Raw genomic sequence first — 25,692 nt, 5'->3', positions numbered from 1 at the left:
ATGGCAACGATTGCGTCCCCTTTTGCCGCTGCGGACGGTCAGCCACTCGACCGCGACAGTTTTCGTGCCGCCCTGATGGCAAAGGGAGACTACTATCATATTCATCACCCCTATCAGTTCGACATGGCCGAGGGTCGAGCCACGGCCGAGCAGATACGTGGTTGGGTGGCCAACCGTTTCTATTATCAGGTCATGATCCCGCAGAAGGATGCCGCGCTGCTGGCCAATTGCCCCGATGCCGCCACGCGGCGACGCTGGGTTCAGCGACTGCTCGATCACGATGGTCACGATGACGACACGGGAGGCATCGAGGCCTGGCTACGGCTGGGGGAAGCGGTCGGCCTGAGTCGTGACGAATTGTGGTCTCAGGAACACGTTCTACCGGGAGTACGGTTCGCGGTGGATGCCTATGTGAACTTCGTGCGCCGTGCGGACTGGCGCGAGGCCGCCATTTCATCGCTCACTGAACTGTTCGCCCCCCAGGCCCACAAAAGCCGCCTCGATACCTGGCCGACGCACTACCCCTGGATCGATAGCCATGGCTACGACTATTTCCGCAAACGGCTCGGTGAAGCCCGACGCGATGTGGAGCACGGTCTGGAATTGGCGCTGTCACTCTGTACGACGGCCCAGGCCCAGGCGCGTGCCCTCGAGATCCTCCAGTTCAAGCTCGACGTTCTCTGGAGCATGCTCGATGCCATGACGATGGCCTATCAGCTCGGGCGGCCACCCTATCACACTGTAACCGAGCAACGTGTCTATCACCGGGGACTATCATGAAGGATGATCGTATCTATCGCTTACGTCCTGGCTGGCGTCTACAGTGGGAAGAAGCCCAGGGACGCCATGTACTGCTCTATCCAGAGGGAATGGTAAAGCTGAATGACAGTGCCGGAGCGATATTGTCTCTGATTGATGGCGAGCGCAATGTCGGCGATGTCATCACCGAATTGCGAAGCCGCTATCCACAAGCCCCCGCCGATGAACTGCAAACGGACGTGCACGAGTTTCTCGACGAGGCCGTTCAGCAGGGGTGGATTCATCATGAATGAACATGCCACATCCACACAGAAGCCGACACCGGAAGCGCCTTTATGGCTGCTTGCCGAACTGACGTACCGTTGCCCGCTGCAATGCAGCTACTGTTCCAATCCTTTGGATTTCGCCGCCACTACCAATAACGAGTTGACGACGGAAGAGTGGGTTGATGTATTGCGTCAGGCACGGGCAATGGGGGCTGTCCAACTGGGCTTTTCCGGCGGCGAGCCCTTGGTGCGACGCGACCTGGAAACCCTCGTTGGCGAAGCCAGGCAGTTGGGATTCTACTCCAACCTGATCACCTCCGGGTTAGGTCTCGATGAGGCCAGAATCGACACCTTGCATGCGGCGGGGCTCGATCATATCCAAATCAGCCTGCAGGCATCGGACCCGGATGTCGCCGAGGCGGTTGCCGGCTCCCGCAAGGCTTATGACAAGAAGCTGGCGATGGCCCGTGCCGTCAAGGCAGCCGGCTATCCGATGGTGCTCAACGTCGTCCTTCATCGGCACAACATCGATCAACTCGACGCCATCATTGCGCTCTGTGCCGAACTCGACGCCGATGCCGTCGAACTGGCCAACTGCCAGCTCTACGGCTGGGCACATCTCAATCGTAACGGCCTGCTCCCCAGCCGAGAGCAACTCGAGACTGCCGAAGCCACGACCGTCCGCTGGCGTGAGCGTCTTTCCCGCGAGGGTCGTGACATGCAGTTGCTGTTCGTCGTACCGGACTACTACGCCGACAGACCCAAGGCCTGCATGGGCGGCTGGGGGTCGATCTTCATGAGCGTGGCACCCGATGGAGCGGTACTCCCCTGCCATAGTGCACGCATGCTGCCGATGTCCTTCCCCAACGCCCGAGATGATTCACTGGAATGGATCTGGTACGACAGTGACGCGTTCAATCGTTACCGCGGCGAGGACTGGATGCCGTCCCCCTGCCGCGACTGCGATGAACGCCACCAGGATTTCGGTGGCTGCCGTTGCCAGGCCTATCTGCTGACCGGCGACCCGACGGCGACGGATCCTGTATGCGAATTCTCTCCGCACCACCACCTGATCGAATCGGCGCGCCGCGAAGCCAGTGAGGATAAGCGGAAGGCGGCACAGTTGACGCCACGCAATGTCCATGAATCCCGGGTGTTCTGTCGCGCATGACACTGCCGGCCCACCCCGAATTTGCCAGGATCCGACCAAACAGCACACAAGAAGCCGACCTGGCAGCCGCCTCGCTACCCGCCGATGGACTCAGCGACCTGCGTGTCACCACAGCGGGTATCTTCTGGCTGGCTACCGATTCTGACAGTGGACACCGTCGCCTATGGCGCTGGCATGACGAGCATTGTCATGCCATCAGCCATGCCGGTCACGACATCGGGAGCCGGGTCAATGGCTATGGCGGTGGTGCCCATGCCTTGCTTGGCGATCGCATCATCACGGTGGATGCCGCTACCCAAGCGCTCTGGAGTCATCCCGTTGAAGGCGGAACGCCGGCATTCTGGTGGTCCCGCTCACAGACACGTTATGGAGGACTACTGGCCGATGATCGACGCCAGCGCCTGATCGTTGTCGAAGAGACCGACAGCCATCGAGACGCCAGCCAAAGGCTGGTCGCATTGACGCACCATCGACGCGAGATACTTGCCGAGGGAGCCGATTTTTATGGGGCTCCGGCACTCTCCCCGGATGGACGCACGCTCGCCTGGGTGGAGTGGTCGCTGCCCGATATGCCCTGGCAACGCTCCTGGTTGCGCATCGCCACGTTAAGTTCAGATGGCCACATCGAACGACGCCTGTCATGGGATGGCGGTGCGGCGGTGACGCAACCCCGCTTCAGTGACGAGGGGGAGCTGATCGTCATCAGCGACCATCATGGCTGGTGGCAACCCTATCGCTGGCTCGGTGACAACCTGCAGCCGTTGGGCGATGTCGCTGCGGACCATGTCCCCACCCCCTGGACGCTGGGCGACTGTCATCATGTCTGGCATCAACATGGTGGCATCGTGATGCATTTTGAACAGGGCCGCACACGACTGTCTCAAGTGGATACCCGCGGCCGCCGCCTCAAGACTCTGCTTCCCGACGTCACCCGGATCATCGGCCTGGGGTTGCATGGACCTTGGCTCTATGCACTGACCCAAGGCATGACGCATAGCGCGAGACTGGAGCGCTGGCATCTGACCGAACAGCGACATCAGATCCTTCAGGCGAGTCCGGCCACCCATTCACCGACACTCCCCGAAACGCTGTCCATCTGCATCAACGACCGGGAAACAGTCAACGCTTTCCTCTACACACCGACAAAGACGACATCGGCCTGCCCTCCTCCGCTCATCGTGCGCATTCATGGAGGACCGACGGCTGCCTGCTACCCGGTTTTCGATCCACTGATCCATTACTGGATACAGCATGGCTATGCGGTCGCCGACCTCAATCCGCGGGGCAGTGGCAATTTCGGACGCGACTATCGCGAACGCCTGGCCGGAGGCTGGGGACAATTGGATGTCGAGGATGCCAACGCCCTGGCCGAGGCATTGATCGAAAGTGGGCGTGTCGATCCCCGGCGTCTATTCATCCGTGGTCAAAGTGCCGGCGGCTTCACCGTGCTCAACACCTTGGCCTCGGGGACACGCTATTGTGCCGGCGCCAGCCTGTACGGAGTGACGGATGCGTTGCGGCTGGCCGGCCAGACTCACCGTTTCGAATCCGGCTATCTCGACTGGTTATTGGGGGAAGATAGCGTCAAGTTCCAACGCAGCCCGGTCAATCGTCTCGACGCCTTCCAGGCTCCCGCCCTCTTCTTTCAGGGCACCCAGGATCGTGTCGTGGTTCCCGACCAGACACTACGCATGGCATCCTCACTGCGGCAGGCCGGCCACCAGGCCGAGGTGGTGTTGTTCGCCGGAGAGGGTCACGGCATCCGACATCCCGCCAACCGGCGTCGCATGATCGCTCGGGAACTGGCATTCTTCGACAGGCATGGGAATCGCTGATGCAACAGGCTGACGTTACCTTCGGTCTCCCGCCCGGAATGCGTCATCAGGAACAACGGCTCGATAATGGATTGCGCCTGCTGGCAATCCAGGTCCCCGAGGCTCGCTGGGCCCGGCTGGTCGGTACCGTCGGCGCCGGCTATCTCGATGAACCTGACACCTGGCCCGGCCTGGCCCATCTATTGGAACACCTGCTGTTCCTGGAAAGTGCCCCGGAGCGTTACGACACGGCCTGGGTCACGACTCAAGGCGGTCGCTACAACGCTCATACCGACGAAACCGTTACAGACATTCATCTGCGTCTGCCCTCAGCGGCCGCCGAAACGGGGGCAGAGTGGCTGGCTGACAGGCTGCTTCACCCTGCGCTGGATAAGGAGTCCATTCTTCATGAAGTCGGTATTCTCGATGCCGAGTTCCGAGCCCGGCTCGCCGATCCTCTCCTGCATCGACAAGCTGCATTGACACGTTTCTTCCACCACCGACATCCCGCGAGTCAGCTTCGTCACGGTCATCATGTCAGCCTGGGCGGCGACACCTCGGCACTGCAGCAGGCGTTACGGGGCTTTTACACCGACCATTACCGGGCCGAGCGCATCGAACTCACGATGCTGGGCCCACAGCCGCTGGACGATATGCTGGGCTGGCTGGAACACGCCGGTACCCGCTTCACGCCTGGCGCCCAACCGCACGTTGACCGACCCTCACGCTGGCGTGAGGAAGGCGCGAGGCATCTGCAATGGTGTTTACCGGCAGAACAAGGGGCTGTCGACGGAATACGACTCGAGCTCCTTTGGCCGCTCCCCATGCGCCTATCGGTCCGGCAGACCGAGCAACTCGACCGGCTCATTGCCTGGTTGAACGACGGGCAACTGGCAACCTCTCTCGGCCCGGACATCTCTCATCTCGAAGCGAGCCGTTTCCCCACAGGGACGGGCCCTGCGTTATCGCTGTCTGTCGATACACATCAAGCGGTGACCGAAAAACTGTCCCTCATTGCGACATGCCAGTCTGCCGTTTCCGACTTGGCTGCACGCCTGCCGGATAACGACCACCGCCATTCCATCGCATCGCCCCCCCGACCGGAACAGGATCTCGACTCGAGGGTCCTGATGCACGCACGCCGGCGAGCAATGCAAGCGCGCCTCGCCAGCGAACCGACGACGCCGGCCGTTCTATCGGACTGGCTAGCAGCGACCTATCGCCGGGTACTGGAACGACAGCCATCGCTGTCATCGGTCTCCTCGTATGTGCCGGAGACCCATACCCCGATCCGGCCCCACGAAATCGACTGTGACCTCCCCCAACTCATGTCCCTTCGGGCAGCACCACGTCTGGCATACCGACCGGCTCATCGCAAAACGTCATTACGACGCCTCCCCCTGGAGGGGATCCATTTCTGGCAAGGGGGAAGCGAACTGCCGCCTGCCTGCTGCCTTGGTTGGCCGGCCGAACCGACCCAACGACGGTCACGCCTGATGCATTGGCGACAGAAGACATTGGCGTTACGGCAGGTGGCCAGCGCCCGTGGCATGGCACTGTCTCTGGCTAGTGACCGATACGGAGATTACCTGATCGCCCAAGGCGATCCCTCACGACTGACCTCCTTGGCCATGCAAGTCATCGCCGCCTGGCCCCGGGGCGACATGCCATCGATGTCGTCTCACGATGCCTCTCAGGGGCTCATTGCCCAGCGCTTACTCAACCGCCTTGACCAGCCGCTCGCGACCTTGTCCACGATGCCGACGGCCTGTGGCTGGATGACTCACGCCGTATCCCCTGAATGCCTTCAGCGTTTGATCGACACGATACCTGTCACTCGTTCGTCGGCAACCGACACGCATGGGCCGATCACGCATGTCGCTCCCTGGCCCGAGCGCTTTCTGTCATGTCAGGGCCATGACAATGTCCTTATGCTGCAGGTCGATGGGCCGGACGATACCCCGGCAACACGCTTGCTCATGCAACTACTGGCAAGTTGCCACGATGGCGCATTTCACCATGAGGTCCGCACTCGTCGCGAACTCGGTTATGCCGCGGCCGTCCGTTATCGCGAGGGCGGAGGCTGGCCGCGTCTCGGCTACGTCATTCAGTCGCCACATGCCGATATCGCAACGCTGCAAGGCATGGTCGAGACCTTTCTGGTTGATCCGGGCCAAGCCTTGGCGACTCTGGACGACGCTACCTTCCGACATCGCCGTCAACATCTCTTGGCACATGTAGGTGCGCCGGAAACCGCGTGGGAAGGGATTGCCAGGCGCTGGCAAGCTCTACGCACTCAGCCCGACCACGGGCCGCATCCGGCGTGGGAAACGGATAGAGGGGTGTTGGACCAACTCGAAAGTGGTGACCTGATCACGCTGGCTACCCAACTGGCCGACGGTCGACTCCCCGGCTGCTGGTGGCTACATGAGAGTGAACGAGCGTCACGAGAGTGATTGTTGTCATTTGGCAATAGGCTTGTGTCATTCAGCGCCTAACAGGAAGCCCAAGCTAACCTAGACTGTAACCAGCCCCCACATTAGTGGGTGCCAATGTCGATGATGTCGACAAGGGAAGCCATAAACGTAACAACGGACAACCACAACAATACGCAGCTAACGCCAGGTGACGCTCCCATACACCTACCAACCCGGTAACTGGCGGAATTCGCACGGTGCTGCACACAACCAAGGAGGTGACGCCAATGTCGTGGCTATCGCGAATCATGGCCAGCTTGCGTGGTGACAGTCGTCAGCACGCCTCCGACCAACAACGACCCCAGGAACCACCGCGCAATCCAACCAGCGAACAGCCTTCGGGGGGCTCCCAAGGAGAACGATCCATGAGTGACATCAAGATCCATCCCTCGGTCGATAACGGTGTGCCCAAAGGGCGCGACGACTTTGGGGGCGGCAAGTTGTATTGTCATTGCAGTGACAACAAGGTAGAAGTCACCGTCAATGCCCAATGCGCCCACAACCATGTCTGCGGCTGCACCAAGTGCTGGAAACCGGAAGGCGCCCTGTTCTCGATGGTGGCCGTCGTACCTCGCGATTCACTCAGCGTGACCGCCAACGAGGACAAACTTTCGGTCGTCGACTCTTCCGCAGCGATCCAGCGCCATGCGTGCCGTGAATGCGGTGTCCACATGTTTGGTCGTATCGAGGACACCAACCATCCTTTCCATGGACTGGACTTCATTCACACTGAACTTTCCCGTGAAGATGGCTGGGCCGGTCCCGAGTTCGCCGCCTTCGTCTCGTCGATCATCGAGTCGGGGACACCGCCGGAAAACATGGGCCGTGTTCGCTCGCGGCTCGAGGAGCTGGGGCTGACGCCCTACGACTGTCTCTCGCCCCCGTTGATGGATGCCATCGCCACGCATGTTGCCAAGTCCAAGGGCGTGCTACCGTCGTAATCGCCCCCGTCAGTGCAAAAAAAGACCCGTGCCGATGGCGCGGGTCTAGGGGGGTTATTGCTTGGGATGCATCAAGAATCGATGCGGGCAATGAAACAACAATCTGGCGGGCACCAGATGATAGAAAAATAGCATGCTAAGTAGAATGATGGTAATTAAAAAAACCGATCAAGCCCATTACTCCTCGTTAGCCATTAGCCCTGCTCTGTCCCTCTCTTGTCATTATAGAATCCAGCGCCGCCTGGTAACCCTGACTGCCCAATCCAGCGATGACACCATCCGCGCGTAACGAGACATATGAGTGGTGACGAAAACGTTCTCGTTGGTGCACATTGGAAAGATGCACCTCAATGACCCTTCCTTTGAACATGTTCAAAGCGTCGAGGATCGCGACCGAGGTGTGTGTATAAGCGGCAGGATTGATGATGATCGCACTAGTGCCATCCTGGCATGCGGCTTGGATAGCATCGACGAGCTCACCCTCATGATTGCTTTGCAGGCATTGTAGATCCCACCCCTGGTCCCGCGCTTTCTCGCGTAACGCGTTGTTGATGTCATCCAGCATTTCCCGGCCGTAGATATCCGGTTCACGCGTCCCTAACAGGTTGAGGTTGGGACCATGGAGTACAACGATCTTTTTCACGTTATGACCTCGTTACCAATGACATTCATGGGTCGTATACCGCGCCCAGGATAGGTTTACGGCATCCCGCGTGCTTTTTATCAACGCTGGGAGTCACTCATTCATCCAGCGTTGCCACAGGGCGCTCACATGATCGCGATGCTGCGCGACTTCATCCGGCAATACGGGGGCGCTTTTGGTCAGAGCGGCCCGATGACTGGCATGCCGATATGCCAAGTAGGCTTCCCGCAAGTGGCGAGCGTCATCGGTGGACAAGCAGCCACTGGACTCCAGTGTTTCCAGGATGCGCATGTTATCGCTATAGCGAAGCAATTCAGGATTGCGGCTCCCCATCGACAGCACGGCATATTGGCAAAGGAATTCGATATCCACCATACCGCCGGCATCTTGCTTGATATCGAACCGCCCCTCGTCCTGGTCCAATGCGCTGCTACCCAAGTGATCGCGCATTTTGTGGCGCATCTTGACGACCTCATCGCGCAGCGCTTCGGGTTGCCGCTCCTGTCCGAGGATCTCCCGACGCACCGCATCGAAGCGCTCTCCCAATGCGGCATCTCCCGCCACCATCCGCGCCCTCACCAACGCCTGGTGTTCCCAGGTCCAGGCATCCTGGCGCTGGTAATCCGCGAATGCGTCGAGCGTGGTCACCAACAGTCCGGAATTGCCGGAGGGGCGCAGACGCATGTCGACGTCGTAAAGCGTCCCGGACGGCGTCATCGCGGTCAGCAAATGAATGATCCGTTGCCCGAGCCGAGTAAAGAACACGGGATTGTCGATGGGCCGAGCACCATCCGTCATGCCCTGAGGAGCAGCATCATGAAGAAACACCAGATCCAGATCGGAGCCGTATCCCAGTTCGATACCGCCCAGCTTGCCATAACCGACGATGATGAAACCGGCACCATCGGTAGCATCGCTTCGCGGTTGTGGATGCCCGTGCTTGCGCGTGAGATGGCGCCAGGCCATCGTCAGTATCTGCTCGAGCACGACTTCGGCAATGTAAGTCAGATAGTCGCTGACATTCATCAGCGCCCGCGTCCCGGCAATATCGGAGGCTGCCACGTGCAGGACCTGTGCATGCTTGAACACTCTCAGCGCTTCGAGCTGGGCCTCTTCATCGTCTTCGGGAATGCGCCCTAGTGCCTGACGCAATTCATCGGCCAGTCTGTCTTTATCTGCCGGAGTATATAAGGTCGCCGGGTTCAGCAACTCATCAAGCAGTACCGGATAACGGGTCAATTGCTCGGCGATCCAGGGGCTGGCCGAACACAGACGAATCAGGTGCCCCAGCGCTTCGGGATTTTCACGCAGTAACGCGAGATAGGCGGTACGACGCAGCACCGCTTCAATCAACGGCAAGACCCGTTCCAGCACCTGATCGGGCGTGGCACTGTCCGCCACGGCTGAAAGCAGCAGCGGCATCAATGCATCCAGACGCTCGAAACCGACCCGCTGCATGCTATGAACCATACGCGACTGCCGCAGTTCATTGACACGACGCCACGCCGTCTCCGGTGCGGCGATACCGGCCTCGGACAACACCGTTCGTGCCTCCTGATCATCCAGTTCGCCACGCCACAGTGCCCGCCAGGTTTCAGTCGCGATCCCTGGTTCGTCCTGGATCTCTGCATCACAGCCACTTGACTCGTGTTCGTCTTCCGGATCCGCTACGACATCATCGAAATGCTGACGTATCGAGGCACGAACTTCATCGAGCCTGGCCATCACCGCCGGCCAGTCTTCCATGCCCAGTGCCAGGGCGACTCGCTCCTGATCCAATGATTCAGCAGGCAGTGCCTGAGTCTGACGATCCTCGATCGATTGCAGCGCATGCTCCAGATCTCGCAGGAACATGTAGCCATCATCCAGTTCCTCGACGACCTCGATAGGCAGGAGCTCCAGTTCGGCCAATTGCTGGAGTGCACTATTCAGCGAAGTGACCTGCAGTTCGGGTTCACGGCCACCGCGGATCAGTTGAAACGCCTGAACCACAAACTCGACTTCCCGGATTCCACCACGCCCCAGCTTGATGTTGTCGTCCATCCCCTTGCGCTTGACCTCTCGGTTGATCATGGACTTCATTTCGCGCAGGGACTCGATGGCACCATAGTCGAGATACTTGCGATACACGAAGGGGCGCAAACCGGCAAGTAACTCCTGCCCGGCGTCGCGATCACCGGCCACCGTTCGGGCCTTGAGTAACGCATAGCGCTCCCATTCACGCCCTTGGTCTTGATAGTAACTTGCCAGCATGGAGAAATTGCCGACCAGAGGACCGCCGTCCCCCAAAGGGCGCAGGCGCATATCGACACGGAACGCGAAACCATCCGCAGTGATCGCGTCCAGAGCCGTGATCAGTTTCTGTCCCAGTTTGGTGAAGTACTCCTGATGATCGAGCTCACGCTTGCCACCCTGGGTCGTGCCTTTTTCGGGAAAGGCAAAGATCAGATCAATATCCGAGGAGAGATTAAGCTCGCCAGCCCCAAGCTTGCCCATACCCAGCACGACCAATCGTTGGGGGCTCCCATCGTCGCGGGGGACGGGATACCCCCAGCGAGGTGCCAGATGCGCTTCGAGCCAGGACAGCGCTCCATCCAGACACACCTCCGCAAGCGATGACACCGCAGCAGAAATCGACCACATGTCAGCACCCGCCGGGCGAGTCACATTCCGCCAGATGATCCCCAGCATCCGGGCATGGCGGAACCGCCGGATGACCGCATGCATGTCGCCTTCCTCATCACACGACTCAAGGGCGTCAAACAGCCAATGCGAGAGGAGCTCGTCATCCGGCGCATTGTCCAGTTCACCATTGGCATCCAACTGGATCAGTAAATCCGGGTGATTAACCAGGGTCTCGATCACATAAGGGGAAGTGGCCAGTACACGAGCCAACTGATCGCGACGTAATGCCGAAAGCGCTAACCAGCTCTCGCTGAGAGGATCACCGTTCTGATCAGCGGCATAGGCATCGGCCTGGACCAACGCTTCATCCAGACGTTGCTCGGCCTTGCTCAACTCATCCTGCAACGGTACCGGGATATCTGTCGGGGGCAAGAAGCCGTCGGGCAGCGCCATGTTTCTCTCCTTGCAGAACCTGCCTTCAGCATAGTGAAACCGAGCACGGACTGGCACCCGGCACAGACCAATGGATCACCCCCACAGACGTTGCCATGCCAACAACAGCCACGTCATCCCTGCGACCAACAAGGACAGCATGACAGCGGCTGAGCTGATGTCCTTGGCGCGTCCAGAGAGTTCATGATGCTCCGTTCCAATACGGTCGACCACATTTTCAATCGCGCTGTTGAGCAGTTCGACGATCAGCACCATGACGCAACTTCCGATCAACAGGAGCCATTCGAGCGGGGTAGTACCGATCCACCAGGCCAGGGGGAGCAGGATGACGCAAAGCACCACTTCCTGGCGGAACGCGGTTTCATTACGATATGCCGCTCGTAGCCCCTTGAGCGAGTAGCGGGTCGAATTGACGAGGTGACGCCAACCTCTATGGTCAGGCTTCATGGCTCTGCTCTCTATATAGGCAACAAACGGTATCAGCGAGTGATCAATGGGACTCGATCATGGCGGTCAGGTCCTTGGCGAGAGGATCGAGGACTTTGGTCCAATTCAAGTAAGGGGTGTTGCTGGACCCATTGACCATGACACTGAACACTCCCCATCGGCCTTGCTGAGTACGAAAGTATCCTGCGACGGAACGAACCGCAAATGGTTGATTCAGCGTCCCTGTCTTGAGCATGACATTATTCTGGAACGAATCACTGCCCTTTCGGATCATCCTCATGACACCGTTGACCGGTGACTGCAATCCTGCCACGAACGATGGAAACAGTGACGCCTGACGGTACATATGTTCGAGCAGAACGTTGACGCCAGCGGCTGTCGTGCGATTCTCCGGCGTCAGTCCGCTGCCACTGTGCAATGTCGCCGGGCCATGCCCATCCAACTGCGCGACGAATGACTCCAGCGATTCTCCGGCCTGACTCAGATCGGCTTGTGCGCTTCCCACCAGGTTCAGGGCCAGCACATCGGCCATGTAATTGTTGGAGTAATTCATGGTACGTAATAACAGTTCCTGCAATGCCGAGCTGTCATGACTCGCCAGTGTCCTCGACGACTCCGGCGGCGGCGTCTGGCTGAGCGCATAGCCCTCTTCCACCGTGATTCCCGTTTGCTCGATCAGCGTCAACAGCGTCTGTGCTGTCTGGTCAGCCGCATCGGCACTGGACCGGTATACGGTCCGTGCTGAATCATCGGCTGCAATATTGCCTCGCAGAACCAGCCGGTCCCCATCACCATTGGTGACACGCTCGGCATACAGTTCGGTGGCACTGTCTTTCGCCCCAGTGCTCACTTCACTCTCGATACCGACCAGGGGTGCCCGGTTGTCACAACTCACAATGCGGGCTCTATCACCGGTACTGCCTACCGGCAGGACTTGCACACACCAGTTCCCATGGTTGATGCCGGCCGAGGAGAGCTGCGCACTGTAGGAATTCCCTGACCGCGAGCGTGCGTCACAACGATCCTCCGTCACACAGGCGACGGGACCGAATCGCCACTGACTGATGACCAGGCGACCATCGATATGGCGAATGCCACGATGATGCAGAGACTGAACCATACGCCAGAGATGCTCGGAAGCCAGCGCCGGGTCACCGCCGCCTTCCAACACCAGATCACCCTCCAGATGTCCCTGATCGTTCACATCGGCCGCCGTTACCAGACGGGTGGTAAAGTGATGTTGGGGCCCCCAGCGTTCGAGTGCGGCCGCCGCCAGATAGGCTTTCGTTACCGAGGCAGGAGACAACGACTGGTCGGCATTGATCTCGCCCAGGGTTGCGCCATTATCGAGCAACCGGGCCTGAGCCCCTATCTTGAATCCCTCTTCATCCAACTGAGCAAGATGGGAAAAGCCTGCCCCGATGGCTGTCAGGGGAAACACCAGGCTCAAACAGACAACAAGCCGTCTTATCATGTATATAAACCCACAAGAACGAAGGATGTTAATGAGCCGACACGTTTGAAAATACCTGTATCACCACGACACCGCCGACGATCATTGCCAATCCGATCACAGCAGGCAAGTCGGGTTTCTCGCCGTAGACGAGGATACCTATGAGCGTAACCAGGACGATACCCAGCCCCGCCCAGAAGGCATAGGCGATGCCCACCGGCAGCGTTCGTAACGCCAGGGTCAACATGTAAAAGGCTGTGACATAGCCTATCACCACCAACACGGTCGGCCAGAAGCGGGTAAACTCATTGGAGGCCTTGAGTGCGCTCGTGCCGATCACCTCAGCGACGATGGCCAAGGCCATATAGACATACACCATGAACAAGCTCCCCCGCTGATTGTCAGTGAAACGCGAGCTATTCTAACCACCCAAACGCCTTGATGATATTGCCCTGGTCTTATGCGCTGGGCAGCAGCGAGGGGGCATGAGGCAAACGCGTCACGAGTCGCCATAACGGCTGCCCACTGAGATGATACTTGCGCTCGAAGGGGGTCAGATATCCGCCCTCGGGATCCCAAGGCTCAACCTCGGCCCTGATCTTGCTGACCTGGGCCATGGCCAAGGAAAATTCCTCGACATACAGTCGCCAGTTGGAACGAAGTTCCAGGCACCCTCCCAGCGCCAGGATCGCAGGAAAGACGGCATGCCCATGCCAACGCATCTTTAGATGGGCCGATTTCGGATAGGGGTTCGGATAAAGAAGATAATGAAAATCCGGCCGCCAACCGGCATCAAGCGCCAGACGCCAGAAGTCGACAAGGTCCGCTCGTACCAGCAAGGCATTGTCCGGCAGTCGGCCATGATCACGCGACAGCCGGTCGGCACTGCGATCGACGCCGATGACTGCGTGCTCGGTATGCCGCTCGGCGAGTTGGCGGGTCGACAACCCGACGCCACACCCGGCGTCCAGTACCAATGGGCGCTGTCGGGATAAAAGCCAATCATGAGCGTCGGCGAAGGCCTGCAGCGTATGTGGAGCAAAAGGCTTCTGCCAACGGCTCTGCAAACCACGACTCACCCGACGGGCCAGGTCATGGTGAGGAGTGGCCTGGTTACTGCTGATGGAGCGGCTGGCAGGGATATGGCGCTCGGGAGGCATAACCACGGACATCCAGCTTGGAATGGAGTCGTATCATACAAGTTAGGGCCCAAGGTTGCATGAATTGCCCCAGGGTCGTTCAACGCTTGGCATGACGCCGCACCGGCCCCGGTGCTATTATCGCGACACTCGATTCATAACATGATGCATGACTGCACACAGCTCAACGAGGAACGCGGCTTGTCACAGTTACCGGTGATTGTCGGCATGGGTGGCGTCAACCCCGCCGGCAGAACCTCGGGCCACCAAGGATATCGGCGCACGGTGCTTGACGCTCTGCCTCAAGAGGAGCAGGCTCGCACGCTTCTTGGCCTGGCAGCGATGATGCGTCTGGCCCGCTGCCAGGATGATGGTAGTTGGCGCGATGCCAATGGTCAGTCCCTGGACGAGGCCGACATCGTCGAACGTTTTCATCAGCATGTCCTCGATCACACCCTGATTCGTCGCATCGAGGATCCCCGCTTCACTACCGATGGTATTCCAGCCAATCGCCAGGCGCGACTGGATATCGAAGCGCCGTTGGTGTTTCGGATCCGTCGCCGCCAGTTACCCGACAGTTTGCCGGAAACCTGGCAGGTTCACGAAATCGACCGTCGTCAGGTGGAAGTCACCGTTCCCCCCGGCCACCTGGATGTCATGCTCCCCGAGCGTCGGATGGCACAAGTGCGGGCTGCCGGACAACTGCCCCAGGGTTTCGATCCCAGCCGTTTCTACCGTAGCGTGCATCATCCTCGTGGCCTGTCGATGACGGTCTTCGGCGCCTCCGATTGCCTGGGGCAGAGTGGCCTGTCCTGGGAAGAGTTGCGCGAGCGTCTCGATCCGGATGCCATTGCCGTCTATGCCGGCAATTCAATAGGGCAATTGGATGATGAAGGCTGGGGAGGGCTGCTCAAGAGTTTCGTCGCCGGTCAACGGGCAACCTCCAAGCAGATGCCTCTAGGGTACGGGCAAATGCCGGCCGACTTCCTGAACGCTTATGTTCTGGGCAGTGTAGGGGCGACAGGGGCTGTCCAGGGTGCCTGCGCAAGCTTCCTCTACAATCTGCGTCAGGGAGTCGAGGACATCGCCAACGGACGACGTCGTGTCGTCATGGTCGGTACCTCCGATGCCCCGGTCACACCTGAAATCATCGAAGGGTTCCGGGCCATGGGAGCGCTGGCCGATGATGACAGCCTCAAGGCGCTGGATGCCCTGACGCTGTTGACTGATGCCGATTACCAACGTGCCTGCCGTCCTTTCGCTCGCAATTGCGGTTTCACGATTGCCGAAGCCAGCCAGTTCCTGATGTTGATGGATGACGAACTGGCTCTGGAACTCGGTGCCCGGATCCTCGGCTCGGTGCCAGCCGTCTATACCAATGCTGACGGATGGAAACGCTCGATTTCAGCGCCTGGCATCGGCAATTACCTTACCCTGAGCAAGGCTGTATCGTTGGCCAACCAGATACTGGGACCAGACGCGCTGCGGCAACGCACCTTCCTGCATGCCCACGGTACCAGCACGCCCAAGAACCGGGTAACGGAATCTCATGTCCTGGATCGGGTCGCCCATGCCTACGGCATCGACGACTGGCCGGTCGTTGCCATCAAAGCCTTCGTCGGACATTCGCAAGGCAGTGCCGGCGGCGATCAACTCGTCAGTGCTCTGGGCAGCTTTGCCTACGGCCTTCTGCCTGGCATTCCCACTCTGGATGCTGTCGCCGACGATGTCCACGATGAACGATTGCGCTTTTTCTCAACGCCACTTTCGTTCCAGGCCGACGCCGCCTTCATCAATGCCAAGGGCTTCGGTGGTAACAATGCAACCGGACTGGTGCTTTCGCCCGAAGCCACGGAGCGCTTGCTGACCAAACGACACGATTCGGCTGCCCTCGAACGGTGGAAAGCCCGTCAAGCGGTCACGCTGGAACGCGCTACCGACTACGAGACCCATGCCGACAAGGGGCATTTCCAGGCAGTCTACCGCTTTGGCGAAGGTGTGCTGGAAGGGCCGGAACTCGATGTGCGAGCTGATCGCATTGATATCCCCGGATACGGACAACCGGTCTCACTCAGCGTCGACAACCCGTTCGGTTCCATCAACGACTGATGTACAGGATGTTGCCATGAATATCGTGGTCTATCCCGGCACGTTCGATCCCATCACCAATGGCCATTACGACCTGATCGAACGCGCTGCTCGCATGTTCGATCATATCATCGTGGCTGTCGCATCGAGCCCGGGGAAGAAGCCCGCTCTGGATCTCGATACCCGGGTCGCGTTGGCTCGCAATGTGGTCGCCACTCTCGATAACGTCGATGTCATCGGTTTCTCTTGCCTGTTGACGGAACTGCTCGACAAAAAAGGCGCACGTATCATTTTGCGGGGACTGAGAGCCGTTTCGGATTTCGAATATGAGCTGCAACTCGCCAACATGAATCGTGCCCAGGCACCGCATGTCGAGAGCGTCTTTCTGACACCTGCGGTGGAAAACTCCTATATCTCATCGACCATCGTGCGCGAGATCGCCCGGCTGGGGGGCGACATATCGAAGCATGTACATCCGAAGGTCGTCGAAGCGCTGGATAACCTATATAATACCTGAGTGTGACACTCAGAAATGAGACGACTCAGGATGTTCCGGGAGTAACCTATGTCCCTGATGATCACAGACGAGTGCATCAACTGCGATGTCTGCGAACCCGAATGCCCGAATGGGGCCATTTCACCGGGGGACGAGATCTACGTGATCGACCCCAATCTGTGCACGGAATGTGTCGGCCATTTCGATGAGCCTCAGTGCCAGCAGGTATGTCCGGTAGACTGCATTCCCCTGGACCCCAACCATCAGGAAAGTCATGAACAACTGATGGAGAAGTACCACATCATCACCGCTGCCTGAGCCAACCGGCTCGGACAGTCTCCGCCCGGATCGCCGGGCGCTTCTATTCCAGGACAGCCTGCAGGGAACGCCCATGTCCACGTCTCCGGCCCGGTCGCAGGAAACGCGTATCTGGCGACTGGCCTGGCCGATCATTCTTTCCAATGTCACCGTACCGTTGCTCGGCCTGGTCGATACTGCTGTGGTGGGCCACCTGCCCGATTCTCGTTACCTGGCGGCAGTCACCTTGGGGGCAACGCTTTTCAGCTTCCTCTACTGGGGATTCGGTTTCCTGCGCATGGGCACGACAGGATTGACCTCCCAGGCAGCGGGCCGTGGTGACGATGATATCGTTCGCAACCTGCTCGGTCAGGCGTTGTTGATGGCTGTCGTCATCGGTACCGTCTTGATCGTGCTGTCTCCCTTACTGATTCGTATCGGCCTCTGGCTGCTCGATGGCAGCCAGGAAGCCACCGCATTGGCAACGGAATATGCACAGATACGTATTGTCTCCGCCCCTGCCGTACTGGCCAACTATGTCATCCTCGGCTGGTTTCTGGGCCAGCAGAACGCTCGGGTCACGCTGGCGGTCCTGGTACTGACCAATAGCGTCAACATCGTGCTCGACCTATTGTTCGTGGTCGGGCTGGGCATGACCAGCGATGGTGTCGCCTGGGCCTCGGTCATCGCCGACTACACGGCCCTGGTGTTCGGCTTGTGGCTGGTCCTACGTCAGCTCCGTACGCTGTCGGGACACTTCCAGCATCGCTACCTGTGGCATCTCAGCGCCTATGCCGAATTGTTCCAGGTCAATGTGCATCTCTTCGTGCGCACCCTGGGATTACTGTTTGCCATGGCATTTTTTCATGCCCAGGGGGCCAGCCAGGGTGACACCACACTCGCCGCCAATGCGGTGCTGATGCAGTTCATCATGCTGACCTCCTATGCTCTGGATGGTTTCGCCCATGCCAGCGAAGCATTGACGGGACGTGCGGTCGGTCGTAAAGCCTGGGACGAGTTCGGTCAGGCTGTAAGAGCAGCTGCACGTTTCTCGCTGGCTACGGCCGGATTGGCTGCGCTGGGATTCGCTCTGGCGGGTCATGAACTGATCGCCTTGCTGAGCGATCTGCCCGACGTCCGCAATGAAGCCGGCACCTATCTCCCCTGGATGGTTGCCCTGCCCCTGATCGCCGTATGGAGCTACCTGCTCGACGGGGTGTTCATCGGCGCGACCGCGACCCGGGAGATGCGAAACAGTATCTATATCGGCCTCGCTGTTTACCTGCCGCTCTGGTGGTTGACCCGAGGCTGGGGCAATCACGGGCTATGGCTGGCCTTCGTCACCTTCACCTTGGTACGTTCAGCCACATTGATCACGTACTATTGGCATTATCGGCAAACGTACTGGCGACATACCGATATTGACCAAGGTCGATAGCGTGAAACCATAAGTATCCGTTAGCGTTGTAACCCCGTCTCTTAACACAAGGATCCGTGCCATGCTCAGATTGCTGTCACGGCCGGCCGTGCGACTGGTCGAGCGCTATCTACCCGATCCCTATATTTTCGTACTGTTACTGACCTTGGTTGCTTCGGCAGCCGCTATCGGTGTGGAACGCCAAACACCGCTGGCGGTCATCCGATACTGGGGGGATGGCTTCTGGGGGCTGCTGGAATTCTCGATGCAGATGCTGCTGGTGCTGATCACTGGCTTCATGCTCGCCAACACGCCACCTGTTCAGCGACTTCTTGACCGCCTGGCGGCACAGGCCGGGACCGCCCCACGCGCCATCGTTCTGGTGACATTGATATCAATGGCGGCAAGTTGGATTAACTGGGGCTTCGGGCTGGTCGTCGGCGCCCTGTTCGCCAAGGAACTGGCACGTCAGGTTCGCGTCGATTATCGGTTGCTGGTTGCCAGTGCCTACTCGGGATTCATTGTCTGGCATGGCGGCCTGGCCGGCTCGATTCCCCTGACCATCGCCACCGACGGCCATTTCACCGCCGAGCGCATCGGCGTGATCGGTACCGGCTCGACGATATTCTCTGTCTTCAACCTGGTATTGGTGATGGTACTGTTCATCGTTGTCCCGCTGGTCAATCGCATGATGCTCCCTCCCGAGGAGGAGAGCATTCATGTCGATCCCAAGGTACTCAAGACAACACAGCGGGAACGTCAACATATCTCCCGCCCGGCGGAACGCCTGGAAAACAGTCGGGCACTGGCCTGGCTCGTCGGCATTCCCGGTTTGTTATTCCTGGTCGATCACTTCGTATTGCGTGGTGGCGGTCTGAACCTGAATATCGTCAACTTCCTGTTCCTGTTTCTGGCCATTGTACTGCACCGTACGCCGAGACGACTGCTGAACAGCCTACAAGAAGCGATCCAAGGCGGTGCCGGGATCGTCATCCAGTTTCCCTTCTATGCCGGCATCATGGCGATCATGGTCGAGTCCGGATTGGCGGAAACATTTGCCCAGAGTTTCGCCTCTCTCGCCAATGCCGATACCCTGCCATTCTGGTCGTTCATCAGCGCCGGCATCATCAACTTGTTCGTACCTTCCGGGGGTGGCCAGTGGGCGGTACAGGCGCCTGTCATGCTTCCTGCAGCCGAGACCCTCGGCGCCGACATTCCGCGTGTAGCCATGGCCGTCGCCTGGGGTGATGCCTGGACCAACCTGCTGCAACCTTTCTGGGCACTACCGGTACTGGCCATTGCGGGATTGAAGGCCAAGGACATCATGGGATTCTGTCTGATCCAGCTCATCGTGACCGGCATCATCATCAGTGCCGCTCTGACCTTCCTGTAACGATGGCCTGGTGCAGGTTATCCTGAGAGCATCACGGACAATGACGAGGAGACCCGAGCGTGCCCTACGACGACCTGCCCCGCCAACATGAATTGTCGATGACCGTGTTGATGACACCCGATCTGGCGAACTTCAGCGGCAAGGTACATGGCGGTGCGATTCTCAAGAAGCTCGATGAAGTCGCCTACGCTTGCGCCAGCCGCTACTCTGGCCGTTATGTAGTAACGCTCTCCGTGGATCAGGTTCTGTTCAAGCAACCAATCCATGTTGGCGAGCTGGTAACGTTCCTGGCGTCGGTCAACCACGTCGGCCGCTCCTCGATGGAGATCGGCATCAAAGTCGTCGCGGAGGATATTCAGAACAAGCTGATCCGCCATACCAACAGCTGTTACCTGACCATGGTTGCCGTCGATGAGTCCGGCAACCCAGCCGAGGTGCCGCCGCTTCAGCTCGAGACGACATTGCAAAAAAGCCGTTTCGAGAAAGCGGCGCTACGCAAGAAACTTCGCAAGCAGGCCGAAGATGAGGAGGTACGGCACGATCACGCCCAACAGCAGGATAATACCCCTGAAGCCAGCCCATAGAGTGGCCCCCGATCATGCAGCAACTGCGTTTACACCATTGCCCCGAACGCGAGTTGAATACCGACGATTTCACGTTAGTCGACGTTGAGCCCCCCGAGGCTGATCAGGCTCCGCTACAACTCACGCTCCGATATATCAGTGTCGATCCCTACATGCGTACCCGCATGCAGTCCGACGGGTACGGTTATATCTCACACTGGGCACCCCAAAGCATTCTCTCAGGCTACGGTATCGCCGAGGTAACCGCCAGCCAACGAGCGGATTGGCATCCCGGTGACTGGGCCGTCGGGCATCTGCCCATGCAGGAAATGATCGCCCACGACGGAGACGGCTTGCGACGCGCACCACCGGGAGACCCTCCGCTGAGCTGGCTGCACCCATTAGGGATGACGGGATTCACGGCCTGGCTAGGAATGTCATTGCTGGGCAAGCCGCAGGCAGATGATACGGTGCTGGTCGGAGCGGCCGCCGGCGCCGTCGGCTCCATCGCCGCCCAGCTCGCACGAGAGGCCGGTGCCAGGGTCATCGTGTCGGCTGGCCGTCAGGACAAGCGCGACTGGTTGCAGCGCATCGGTTTCGCCACGGTTCTCGACCACCGTGCTGACGACTTTCCCTCCCAGCTTCAGCACGCCATACCGGAAGGGCTGACGCTGAATTATGAAAACCTCGGGGGCACCGCCTTCTCCGCTGCCATCGAGCAGATGCGTCCCGGCGGACGTATCATCGTGTGCGGCCTCATCAGCCAGTACCAATGGCAGGAGCCGCGACGTGCCCCCACGAATATCGGCCACTTGAATTCCAAGGGTGTCTCGATCATCCCTTTCGTCACTCCCGATCATATCGCCCGTTTCCCAGAGTTCCTGGAAGCGATGACCCCCAGGGTCGAACATGGCGAATTGCACTGGCGGCTGGACATTCGGCATGGCGGGCTCAGCGCTGTACCAAACGCATTGATCGGTTTGCTGTCGGGTGACAATCTGGGCAAGCGCCTGGTTGCCCTCTAGGCTGAAGGCAACGGCATAAGGAGACGCCATGCCTCATACATCTTCACCGCGCCCGCTTAAATTGGCCCAAGAACGACTGCATGTGGCCTGGGACCTGATCATCATCGTTCTGGTCATCACCAACCTGACGCTCTTGCTTGTCGATAGCCTGTTCTTGCTACCGCCACTCAACGCAGCGTTCGAGGCATTGTCCCCCACCCTGCACGAGGCCTATGACCACTACATCCATGCCAATTTCCTGACCATCGATCTGGCTTTCGTCACCATCTTCATCGTTGATGTTCTGGCTGGGTGGGCCGCCGCCATTGTGGAACGGCGCTACCATCGCTGGTTTTTCTATCCTTTCGTGCACTGGTATGACGTACTGGGGTGCATTCCGCTCGGTGGTTTCCGCTTGCTACGTATACTGCGCGTCATCTCACTGCTGTACCGGCTGCAGCGGCTGAATCTGATCGATGTCCGGCGCTGGTACCTATACAGCGTCGTCTCAAAATATTATGAGATCCTGATGGAGGAGTTGTCGGACCGTATTGCCATCCGGCTGCTGGGCAACGTGCAGGAGCAGATCAAGGGCAGTGAGTCACTGACGCGGCGCATCTCCGACGATGTCGTCATGCCGCGCAAGCAGCAACTGATCCACGAGATCAGTCGCCGTTTGGAAGATACCGCAGGTAGCGCGTACGCCAGCAACCGAACCGACATGATGCGGTATGTCAGCGCGCTGGTCGGCCGGACACTGGAAGAGAGCCGTGAGATCCAGCGCCTCAAACGCTTGCCGCTTGGCGAACAGATCGCACGGGCACTGGATAGCAGCCTCAGCGATATTGCCTGTCGTCTGGTCGATGAAGCCATTGAAGGATTGCGTTCACCGGAATTTGATACCCTCGTCGAACGACTGGCCGATAGCGGGTTCGATGCCTGGCTGCACGTCGATGCCCATACCGACCGTATCGCCGAACAGGTACTGGTCGATATCATCGAGGTACTGAAAGAACAAGTGGCCAAACAGCAGTGGAAGGAACGTTATGAGTGACGGGCATTACACCGACTGAATCCATCACCCGCAACCAATCTCGACGATGACATCATCCTCATCCAGCCGGATGTTCAACCGATCAGGGCGGTGATCCATGGTTGCGGCCTCCCCGGGGCTAAGTACACGTACTCGTTCGGCCTGGCTCTCTTCGGCGATGGCACGCTGCAATGCATCACTCAACGGCCGGCCCACACGATCCTGAACCGACTCGGCGCCACAGGCGTCATCACTGCCGTTACCACTGACGTTGGGCGGCGGCGGTGCCTCGTCGTGGGGACTAGACGATTGATTTCTCGGCGTACCACAAGCCACCAGTGTCGAACTCATTGCCACCAGCAGTACTGTTCTCCATATCCTCATGCCCACCTTCCCTTGTCCATGCGCAACATGTCCTCTCTTATGAAACAGGCGGGCCATAGGGCCCGCCCGGGATCAGTGAATCCGTCGGCTTGTCTGCGGGATCAATCGGCTGATTCCTGAATCTCTTCGCCACCACGCTCAATATCTTCGCCGGCCCCCTCCATGGTATTACAGCCGGCCAATACACTGGTGACCATTAACAGAGCGAAGGTCAGGACTGCGGTCTTTTTCACTGGAATGTCCTCCTTAACACAACAACGGGAAATGATTGTCTCGTGTCCCTAGACACAAGCAACTCATCACCCACCCTAGCAGCCCAGACACGAACGTGCATACCAGAGCTGCCGAGGCTGTCAGTCGGAGGCGCGCTGAACCGCTTCACCTCCTTCTTCAATGTCTTCGCCCAAGCCCCGCATGGTATTACATCCTGTAACGCCTACCAGCAAACATACTGTCAGTGCAGCCGCCAGCCATCGTTTCATTTTTTCGACTCCCGGGAGTATATGCCAACTATCCGTTAATTTAGCACAGTTCCATCCTCGCGAACGCGTAGTTGCCGCCCTTACGTCAAGAGAAGTCTCAACATGATGGCAATGATCACCACCAGAGTGAGTCCTTTGACCCATGCCGCCCCGCGCGGCCCCATATTGACCCGCACCCCCAACCAGGCACCAGTCATGCTGCCTATAGCCAACAACAAGCCATACCCCCAACGTACTTGGTCATGATAGAGAAATACGCACAGCGCAGGCAGGGTGTAGATCAGGATGATGAAGACCTTGAACACGTTGACCTGAGCCAGATCGATGCGCAGCATGCGATAAAGCACGGCAATGAACAGCACACCGACCCCGACCTGGATAAAGCCGCCATATATGCCGATCAGGAACATGGCCAGATAGACTTTCGTGGTCAGATGCTCAGGCGTCAGTGTACGTGTGGCGACATGGGGCTGCGGCCATAGCAGCATCACGGAACACCCCGCCATCACGACGACCAATACGGTTTCAAAAAACGCATCAGAGACTTGTAGAGCCAGCCAGGCGCCCAGTAGTGACCCCACCACTGCCGGGACGGACAGCCGCAAGCTCAAGCCAATATGACTGGCCCCTGCACGCAGGAAATTTCCCACCGCCGATATGCTCTGCAGCACGATGGCGACACGGTTGGTGCCATTGGCCACCTGAGGCGGCAACCCCAGAAACATGAGCAGGGGCAGCGTCATCATCGAGCCACCTGCCGATAGCACATTGATAAACCCGGCGATGACACCGATGCCGACCAATGCCACCCCTTCCATGATTAGCATATCCATGGTTTCCCTTTCCTTACCCCGGCTGTCAGATCATGCGTTTTCGAGATACGATAATGGCCGTAATCCTTGGTCCAGGCACTGACATGACCCGTTTTGTCCTCGATCCCCGATTGGCACGGGACACCATGCCATTGACGGATCTTTCACTATGCCATGTAAGGCTAATGAATGACGCCCGTTTTCCCTGGCTCGTTCTGATACCCCGGCGTCCCGATGTGCAGGAAGTCTACGATCTGGATGAAACGGATCAGATGCAGCTGTGGCGGGAAGCGACGACGCTGGGGCAGGCCATGATGGCTTCGTTGGGAGGCGACAAGCTCAACCTCGCCAGCCTGGGCAATATAGTGGCGCAACTGCATATGCACGTCATTGTCAGACAGCGTGACGATGATGCCTGGCCCGGGCCGGTGTGGGGCCAAGGTACGCCGATCCCCTACGCAGACGCCGGATTGCAGACTATGCAGGAACGATTGATGGTCCTGCTCGACGGACTATCGCTCTGATCCCATTGACTCAGGGCGACCTGCCCAAACGCGCCTGTAGTTCGGCAAGTAGCGGGTCGAAACTGACCGGATCGATCGGCTGAGACCCGCGTCTCCCGCTGAAGGAAACGAGGACTCGATCCCCTTGCTCGACCACTTCGAGTCGTACTCGGTAGGCTGGCCGACCAATACGTTCGGCATCGATACGTCCCAAGTCGGCATCTGCATAGCGCACGACATACCCCTTGTCGGCGAACATCAGCGCCGCTTCCTGCAATGCCGCACCAGCGTCGACGGCCATGACCTGTGCCCGCGGCTGCTCGGGTAAAGGCGTCGTCGTGCATCCCGTGACCGCCAGCATCAGAAGCATGGATGGAATCAGAAAGCGACCTTTCATGACGCGCCCTCCACCCGAGCCGGTTGGCGTTCGAGAGTATCACGAAACGTGCGACAGAATGCATCGTCGCTGGCATTGCTTGAATCACGTACACGTCCATCCGCATCGATGATCAGGATCATGCGGGATATCCGGCCTCGACCGTTCGTCGTTAGCACTGAGATGCGTTCCACGCGTTGTGGATCCGGCCCCACGTAGTGTTGAAATCCCATCGAGAATCCACTGGCGAAACGCCCCCGACCTCCCCCTCCGAACCACCCGATAGAAGAACGAGGTGCATACAAGTCACGATAGGCCGGCATCGAGCGACGCTTCTCGGCACTCGTCAGTCCCAGCGCCACTTCCGTATCGACTATCGTGAAACCATCAGCCTCCAGGGCCGATACCACGCGGCGCACCATGTAGGTATCATCTTCGCCGTCATAGTCCCATTGGCACGTTGCCGCTGGTCGATGGGGCGATTCCGGCATCATGACGGGGCCAGTGGCGCATCCTGCCGTCGACAACACCAGTAGCAGCAACAGCGATATCCTCATGGCACTCTCCCGACATGTCCTGATGGCAGTGTAAGTTGCCTTACTGACGGATACCAGTTGATGACTTCCCCACTTTCAGAGCAGGCAACAACCCCGCTA

27 protein-coding genes are annotated in these 25,692 nt (G+C 58.9%); 15 read left to right on the top strand and 12 right to left on the bottom strand.

Annotated elements, in window-relative coordinates; all coding sequences use genetic code 11:
* The 6 genes from pqqC to gfa all read left to right on the top strand — a co-directional run bounded on the left by pqqC (position 1) and on the right by gfa (position 7,428).
* Positions 1-780: a pyrroloquinoline-quinone synthase PqqC gene (pqqC, locus tag BLW01_RS08510; protein ID WP_092569091.1), complete on the top strand. Its 780-nt coding sequence runs from the start codon at positions 1-3 to the stop codon at positions 778-780.
* Positions 777-1,052: a pyrroloquinoline quinone biosynthesis peptide chaperone PqqD gene (gene pqqD / locus BLW01_RS08505; protein WP_092569090.1), complete on the top strand. Its 276-nt coding sequence runs from the start codon at positions 777-779 to the stop codon at positions 1,050-1,052. The genes pqqC and pqqD overlap by 4 nt, the downstream gene beginning before the upstream one ends.
* Complete coding sequence (pqqE, locus tag BLW01_RS08500) at positions 1,045-2,196, top strand: pyrroloquinoline quinone biosynthesis protein PqqE (RefSeq protein WP_092569089.1); 1,152 nt, start codon at positions 1,045-1,047, stop codon at positions 2,194-2,196. Before pqqD ends, pqqE begins: the two co-directional genes overlap by 8 nt.
* On the top strand, positions 2,193-4,031 hold the full coding sequence (locus BLW01_RS08495) for a S9 family peptidase (protein ID WP_092569088.1): 1,839 nt from the start codon (positions 2,193-2,195) through the stop codon (positions 4,029-4,031). The genes pqqE and BLW01_RS08495 overlap by 4 nt, the downstream gene beginning before the upstream one ends.
* Positions 4,031-6,466 carry an insulinase family protein gene (locus BLW01_RS08490; protein ID WP_092569087.1) on the top strand — a complete coding sequence of 812 codons (2,436 nt, stop codon included), beginning with the start codon at positions 4,031-4,033 and terminating at the stop codon, positions 6,464-6,466. The genes BLW01_RS08495 and BLW01_RS08490 overlap by 1 nt, the downstream gene beginning before the upstream one ends.
* Positions 6,467-6,852: 386 nt before the next feature.
* Complete coding sequence (gene gfa / locus BLW01_RS08485; protein ID WP_092569371.1) at positions 6,853-7,428, top strand: S-(hydroxymethyl)glutathione synthase; 576 nt, start codon at positions 6,853-6,855, stop codon at positions 7,426-7,428.
* Positions 7,429-7,615: 187 nt separating this feature from the next.
* Here the strand turns inward: gfa and aroQ are convergent, their stop codons facing one another.
* The 6 genes from aroQ to trmB all read right to left on the bottom strand — a co-directional run bounded on the left by aroQ (position 7,616) and on the right by trmB (position 14,209).
* The gene (aroQ, locus tag BLW01_RS08480) at positions 7,616-8,071 is read right to left on the bottom strand and encodes a type II 3-dehydroquinate dehydratase (protein WP_092569086.1); all 456 of its coding nucleotides are present in this window, start codon (positions 8,069-8,071) and stop codon (positions 7,616-7,618) included.
* A gap of 93 nt (positions 8,072-8,164) precedes the next feature.
* Positions 8,165-11,149, bottom strand: coding sequence for a bifunctional [glutamate--ammonia ligase]-adenylyl-L-tyrosine phosphorylase/[glutamate--ammonia-ligase] adenylyltransferase (glnE, locus tag BLW01_RS08475; protein WP_092569085.1), 2,985 nt, complete (start codon positions 11,147-11,149; stop codon positions 8,165-8,167).
* A 75-nt stretch (positions 11,150-11,224) separates the two neighbouring features.
* Complete coding sequence (locus BLW01_RS08470; RefSeq protein WP_092569084.1) at positions 11,225-11,596, bottom strand: diacylglycerol kinase; 372 nt, start codon at positions 11,594-11,596, stop codon at positions 11,225-11,227.
* Positions 11,597-11,639: 43 nt separating this feature from the next.
* On the bottom strand, positions 11,640-13,070 hold the full coding sequence (dacB, locus tag BLW01_RS08465; RefSeq protein WP_092569083.1) for a D-alanyl-D-alanine carboxypeptidase/D-alanyl-D-alanine endopeptidase: 1,431 nt from the start codon (positions 13,068-13,070) through the stop codon (positions 11,640-11,642).
* A 28-nt stretch (positions 13,071-13,098) separates the two neighbouring features.
* Complete coding sequence (locus BLW01_RS08460; RefSeq protein ID WP_092569082.1) at positions 13,099-13,428, bottom strand: DMT family transporter; 330 nt, start codon at positions 13,426-13,428, stop codon at positions 13,099-13,101.
* 79 nt (positions 13,429-13,507) lie between these two features.
* A complete protein-coding gene (gene trmB / locus BLW01_RS08455) occupies positions 13,508-14,209 on the bottom strand; it encodes a tRNA (guanine(46)-N(7))-methyltransferase TrmB (RefSeq protein WP_092569081.1) in 702 nt (233 codons plus the stop codon).
* A 207-nt stretch (positions 14,210-14,416) separates the two neighbouring features.
* On the opposite strand from trmB, the gene BLW01_RS08450 reads away from it, so the two are divergent.
* The 8 genes from BLW01_RS08450 (at position 14,417) to BLW01_RS08415 (ending at position 22,500) form a co-directional block, all read left to right on the top strand.
* Positions 14,417-16,297, top strand: coding sequence for a beta-ketoacyl synthase (locus BLW01_RS08450; protein WP_092569370.1), 1,881 nt, complete (start codon positions 14,417-14,419; stop codon positions 16,295-16,297).
* A gap of 16 nt (positions 16,298-16,313) precedes the next feature.
* Positions 16,314-16,793, top strand: a complete 480-nt coding sequence (coaD, locus tag BLW01_RS08445; protein ID WP_092569080.1) for a pantetheine-phosphate adenylyltransferase — start codon at positions 16,314-16,316, stop codon at positions 16,791-16,793.
* A 48-nt stretch (positions 16,794-16,841) separates the two neighbouring features.
* Positions 16,842-17,090 carry a YfhL family 4Fe-4S dicluster ferredoxin gene (locus tag BLW01_RS08440; protein WP_092569079.1) on the top strand — a complete coding sequence of 83 codons (249 nt, stop codon included), beginning with the start codon at positions 16,842-16,844 and terminating at the stop codon, positions 17,088-17,090.
* A gap of 73 nt (positions 17,091-17,163) precedes the next feature.
* A complete protein-coding gene (locus BLW01_RS08435; protein ID WP_092569078.1) occupies positions 17,164-18,507 on the top strand; it encodes an MATE family efflux transporter in 1,344 nt (447 codons plus the stop codon).
* A gap of 61 nt (positions 18,508-18,568) precedes the next feature.
* The gene (locus tag BLW01_RS08430) at positions 18,569-19,879 is read left to right on the top strand and encodes a short-chain fatty acid transporter (protein ID WP_092569077.1); all 1,311 of its coding nucleotides are present in this window, start codon (positions 18,569-18,571) and stop codon (positions 19,877-19,879) included.
* Positions 19,880-19,977: 98 nt separating this feature from the next.
* Positions 19,978-20,463 (top strand): acyl-CoA thioesterase, encoded by a 486-nt coding sequence (locus BLW01_RS08425; RefSeq protein ID WP_092569369.1) that lies wholly within the window; start codon positions 19,978-19,980, stop codon positions 20,461-20,463.
* 14 nt (positions 20,464-20,477) lie between these two features.
* Complete coding sequence (locus BLW01_RS08420; RefSeq protein ID WP_092569076.1) at positions 20,478-21,467, top strand: MDR family NADP-dependent oxidoreductase; 990 nt, start codon at positions 20,478-20,480, stop codon at positions 21,465-21,467.
* A gap of 28 nt (positions 21,468-21,495) precedes the next feature.
* Positions 21,496-22,500 carry an ion transporter gene (locus BLW01_RS08415; RefSeq protein WP_092569075.1) on the top strand — a complete coding sequence of 335 codons (1,005 nt, stop codon included), beginning with the start codon at positions 21,496-21,498 and terminating at the stop codon, positions 22,498-22,500.
* 24 nt (positions 22,501-22,524) lie between these two features.
* Here BLW01_RS08415 and BLW01_RS08410 read toward each other — a convergent pair whose 3' ends face one another.
* The 4 genes from BLW01_RS08410 to BLW01_RS08395 form a co-directional block, all read right to left on the bottom strand.
* Positions 22,525-22,863 carry an I78 family peptidase inhibitor gene (locus BLW01_RS08410; RefSeq protein WP_092569074.1) on the bottom strand — a complete coding sequence of 113 codons (339 nt, stop codon included), beginning with the start codon at positions 22,861-22,863 and terminating at the stop codon, positions 22,525-22,527.
* Between the two features lie 101 nt (positions 22,864-22,964).
* Positions 22,965-23,096, bottom strand: a complete 132-nt coding sequence (locus BLW01_RS08405; protein ID WP_229806311.1) for an entericidin A/B family lipoprotein — start codon at positions 23,094-23,096, stop codon at positions 22,965-22,967.
* 120 nt (positions 23,097-23,216) lie between these two features.
* Complete coding sequence (locus BLW01_RS08400) at positions 23,217-23,345, bottom strand: entericidin A/B family lipoprotein (protein ID WP_092569073.1); 129 nt, start codon at positions 23,343-23,345, stop codon at positions 23,217-23,219.
* Positions 23,346-23,425: 80 nt separating this feature from the next.
* Positions 23,426-24,178 (bottom strand): sulfite exporter TauE/SafE family protein, encoded by a 753-nt coding sequence (locus BLW01_RS08395; RefSeq protein ID WP_229806310.1) that lies wholly within the window; start codon positions 24,176-24,178, stop codon positions 23,426-23,428.
* Positions 24,179-24,261: 83 nt separating this feature from the next.
* On the opposite strand from BLW01_RS08395, the gene BLW01_RS08390 reads away from it, so the two are divergent.
* Positions 24,262-24,681: an HIT domain-containing protein gene (locus tag BLW01_RS08390; RefSeq protein WP_092569072.1), complete on the top strand. Its 420-nt coding sequence runs from the start codon at positions 24,262-24,264 to the stop codon at positions 24,679-24,681.
* 10 nt (positions 24,682-24,691) lie between these two features.
* Here the strand turns inward: BLW01_RS08390 and BLW01_RS08385 are convergent, their stop codons facing one another.
* Together BLW01_RS08385 and BLW01_RS08380 are read right to left on the bottom strand one after the other, a co-directional pair.
* Positions 24,692-25,057 carry a hypothetical protein gene (locus tag BLW01_RS08385; protein WP_092569071.1) on the bottom strand — a complete coding sequence of 122 codons (366 nt, stop codon included), beginning with the start codon at positions 25,055-25,057 and terminating at the stop codon, positions 24,692-24,694.
* Positions 25,054-25,593, bottom strand: coding sequence for a hypothetical protein (locus BLW01_RS08380; protein ID WP_092569070.1), 540 nt, complete (start codon positions 25,591-25,593; stop codon positions 25,054-25,056). The genes BLW01_RS08385 and BLW01_RS08380 overlap by 4 nt, the downstream gene beginning before the upstream one ends.
* Positions 25,594-25,692 lie beyond the last annotated feature (99 nt).

Origin of the sequence: Aidingimonas halophila (assembly GCF_900106955.1) — a bacterium.
Taxonomy (GTDB): Bacteria; Pseudomonadota; Gammaproteobacteria; order Pseudomonadales; family Halomonadaceae; genus Aidingimonas; species Aidingimonas halophila.
This window is presented reverse-complemented; position numbering and strand designations above follow the sequence as displayed.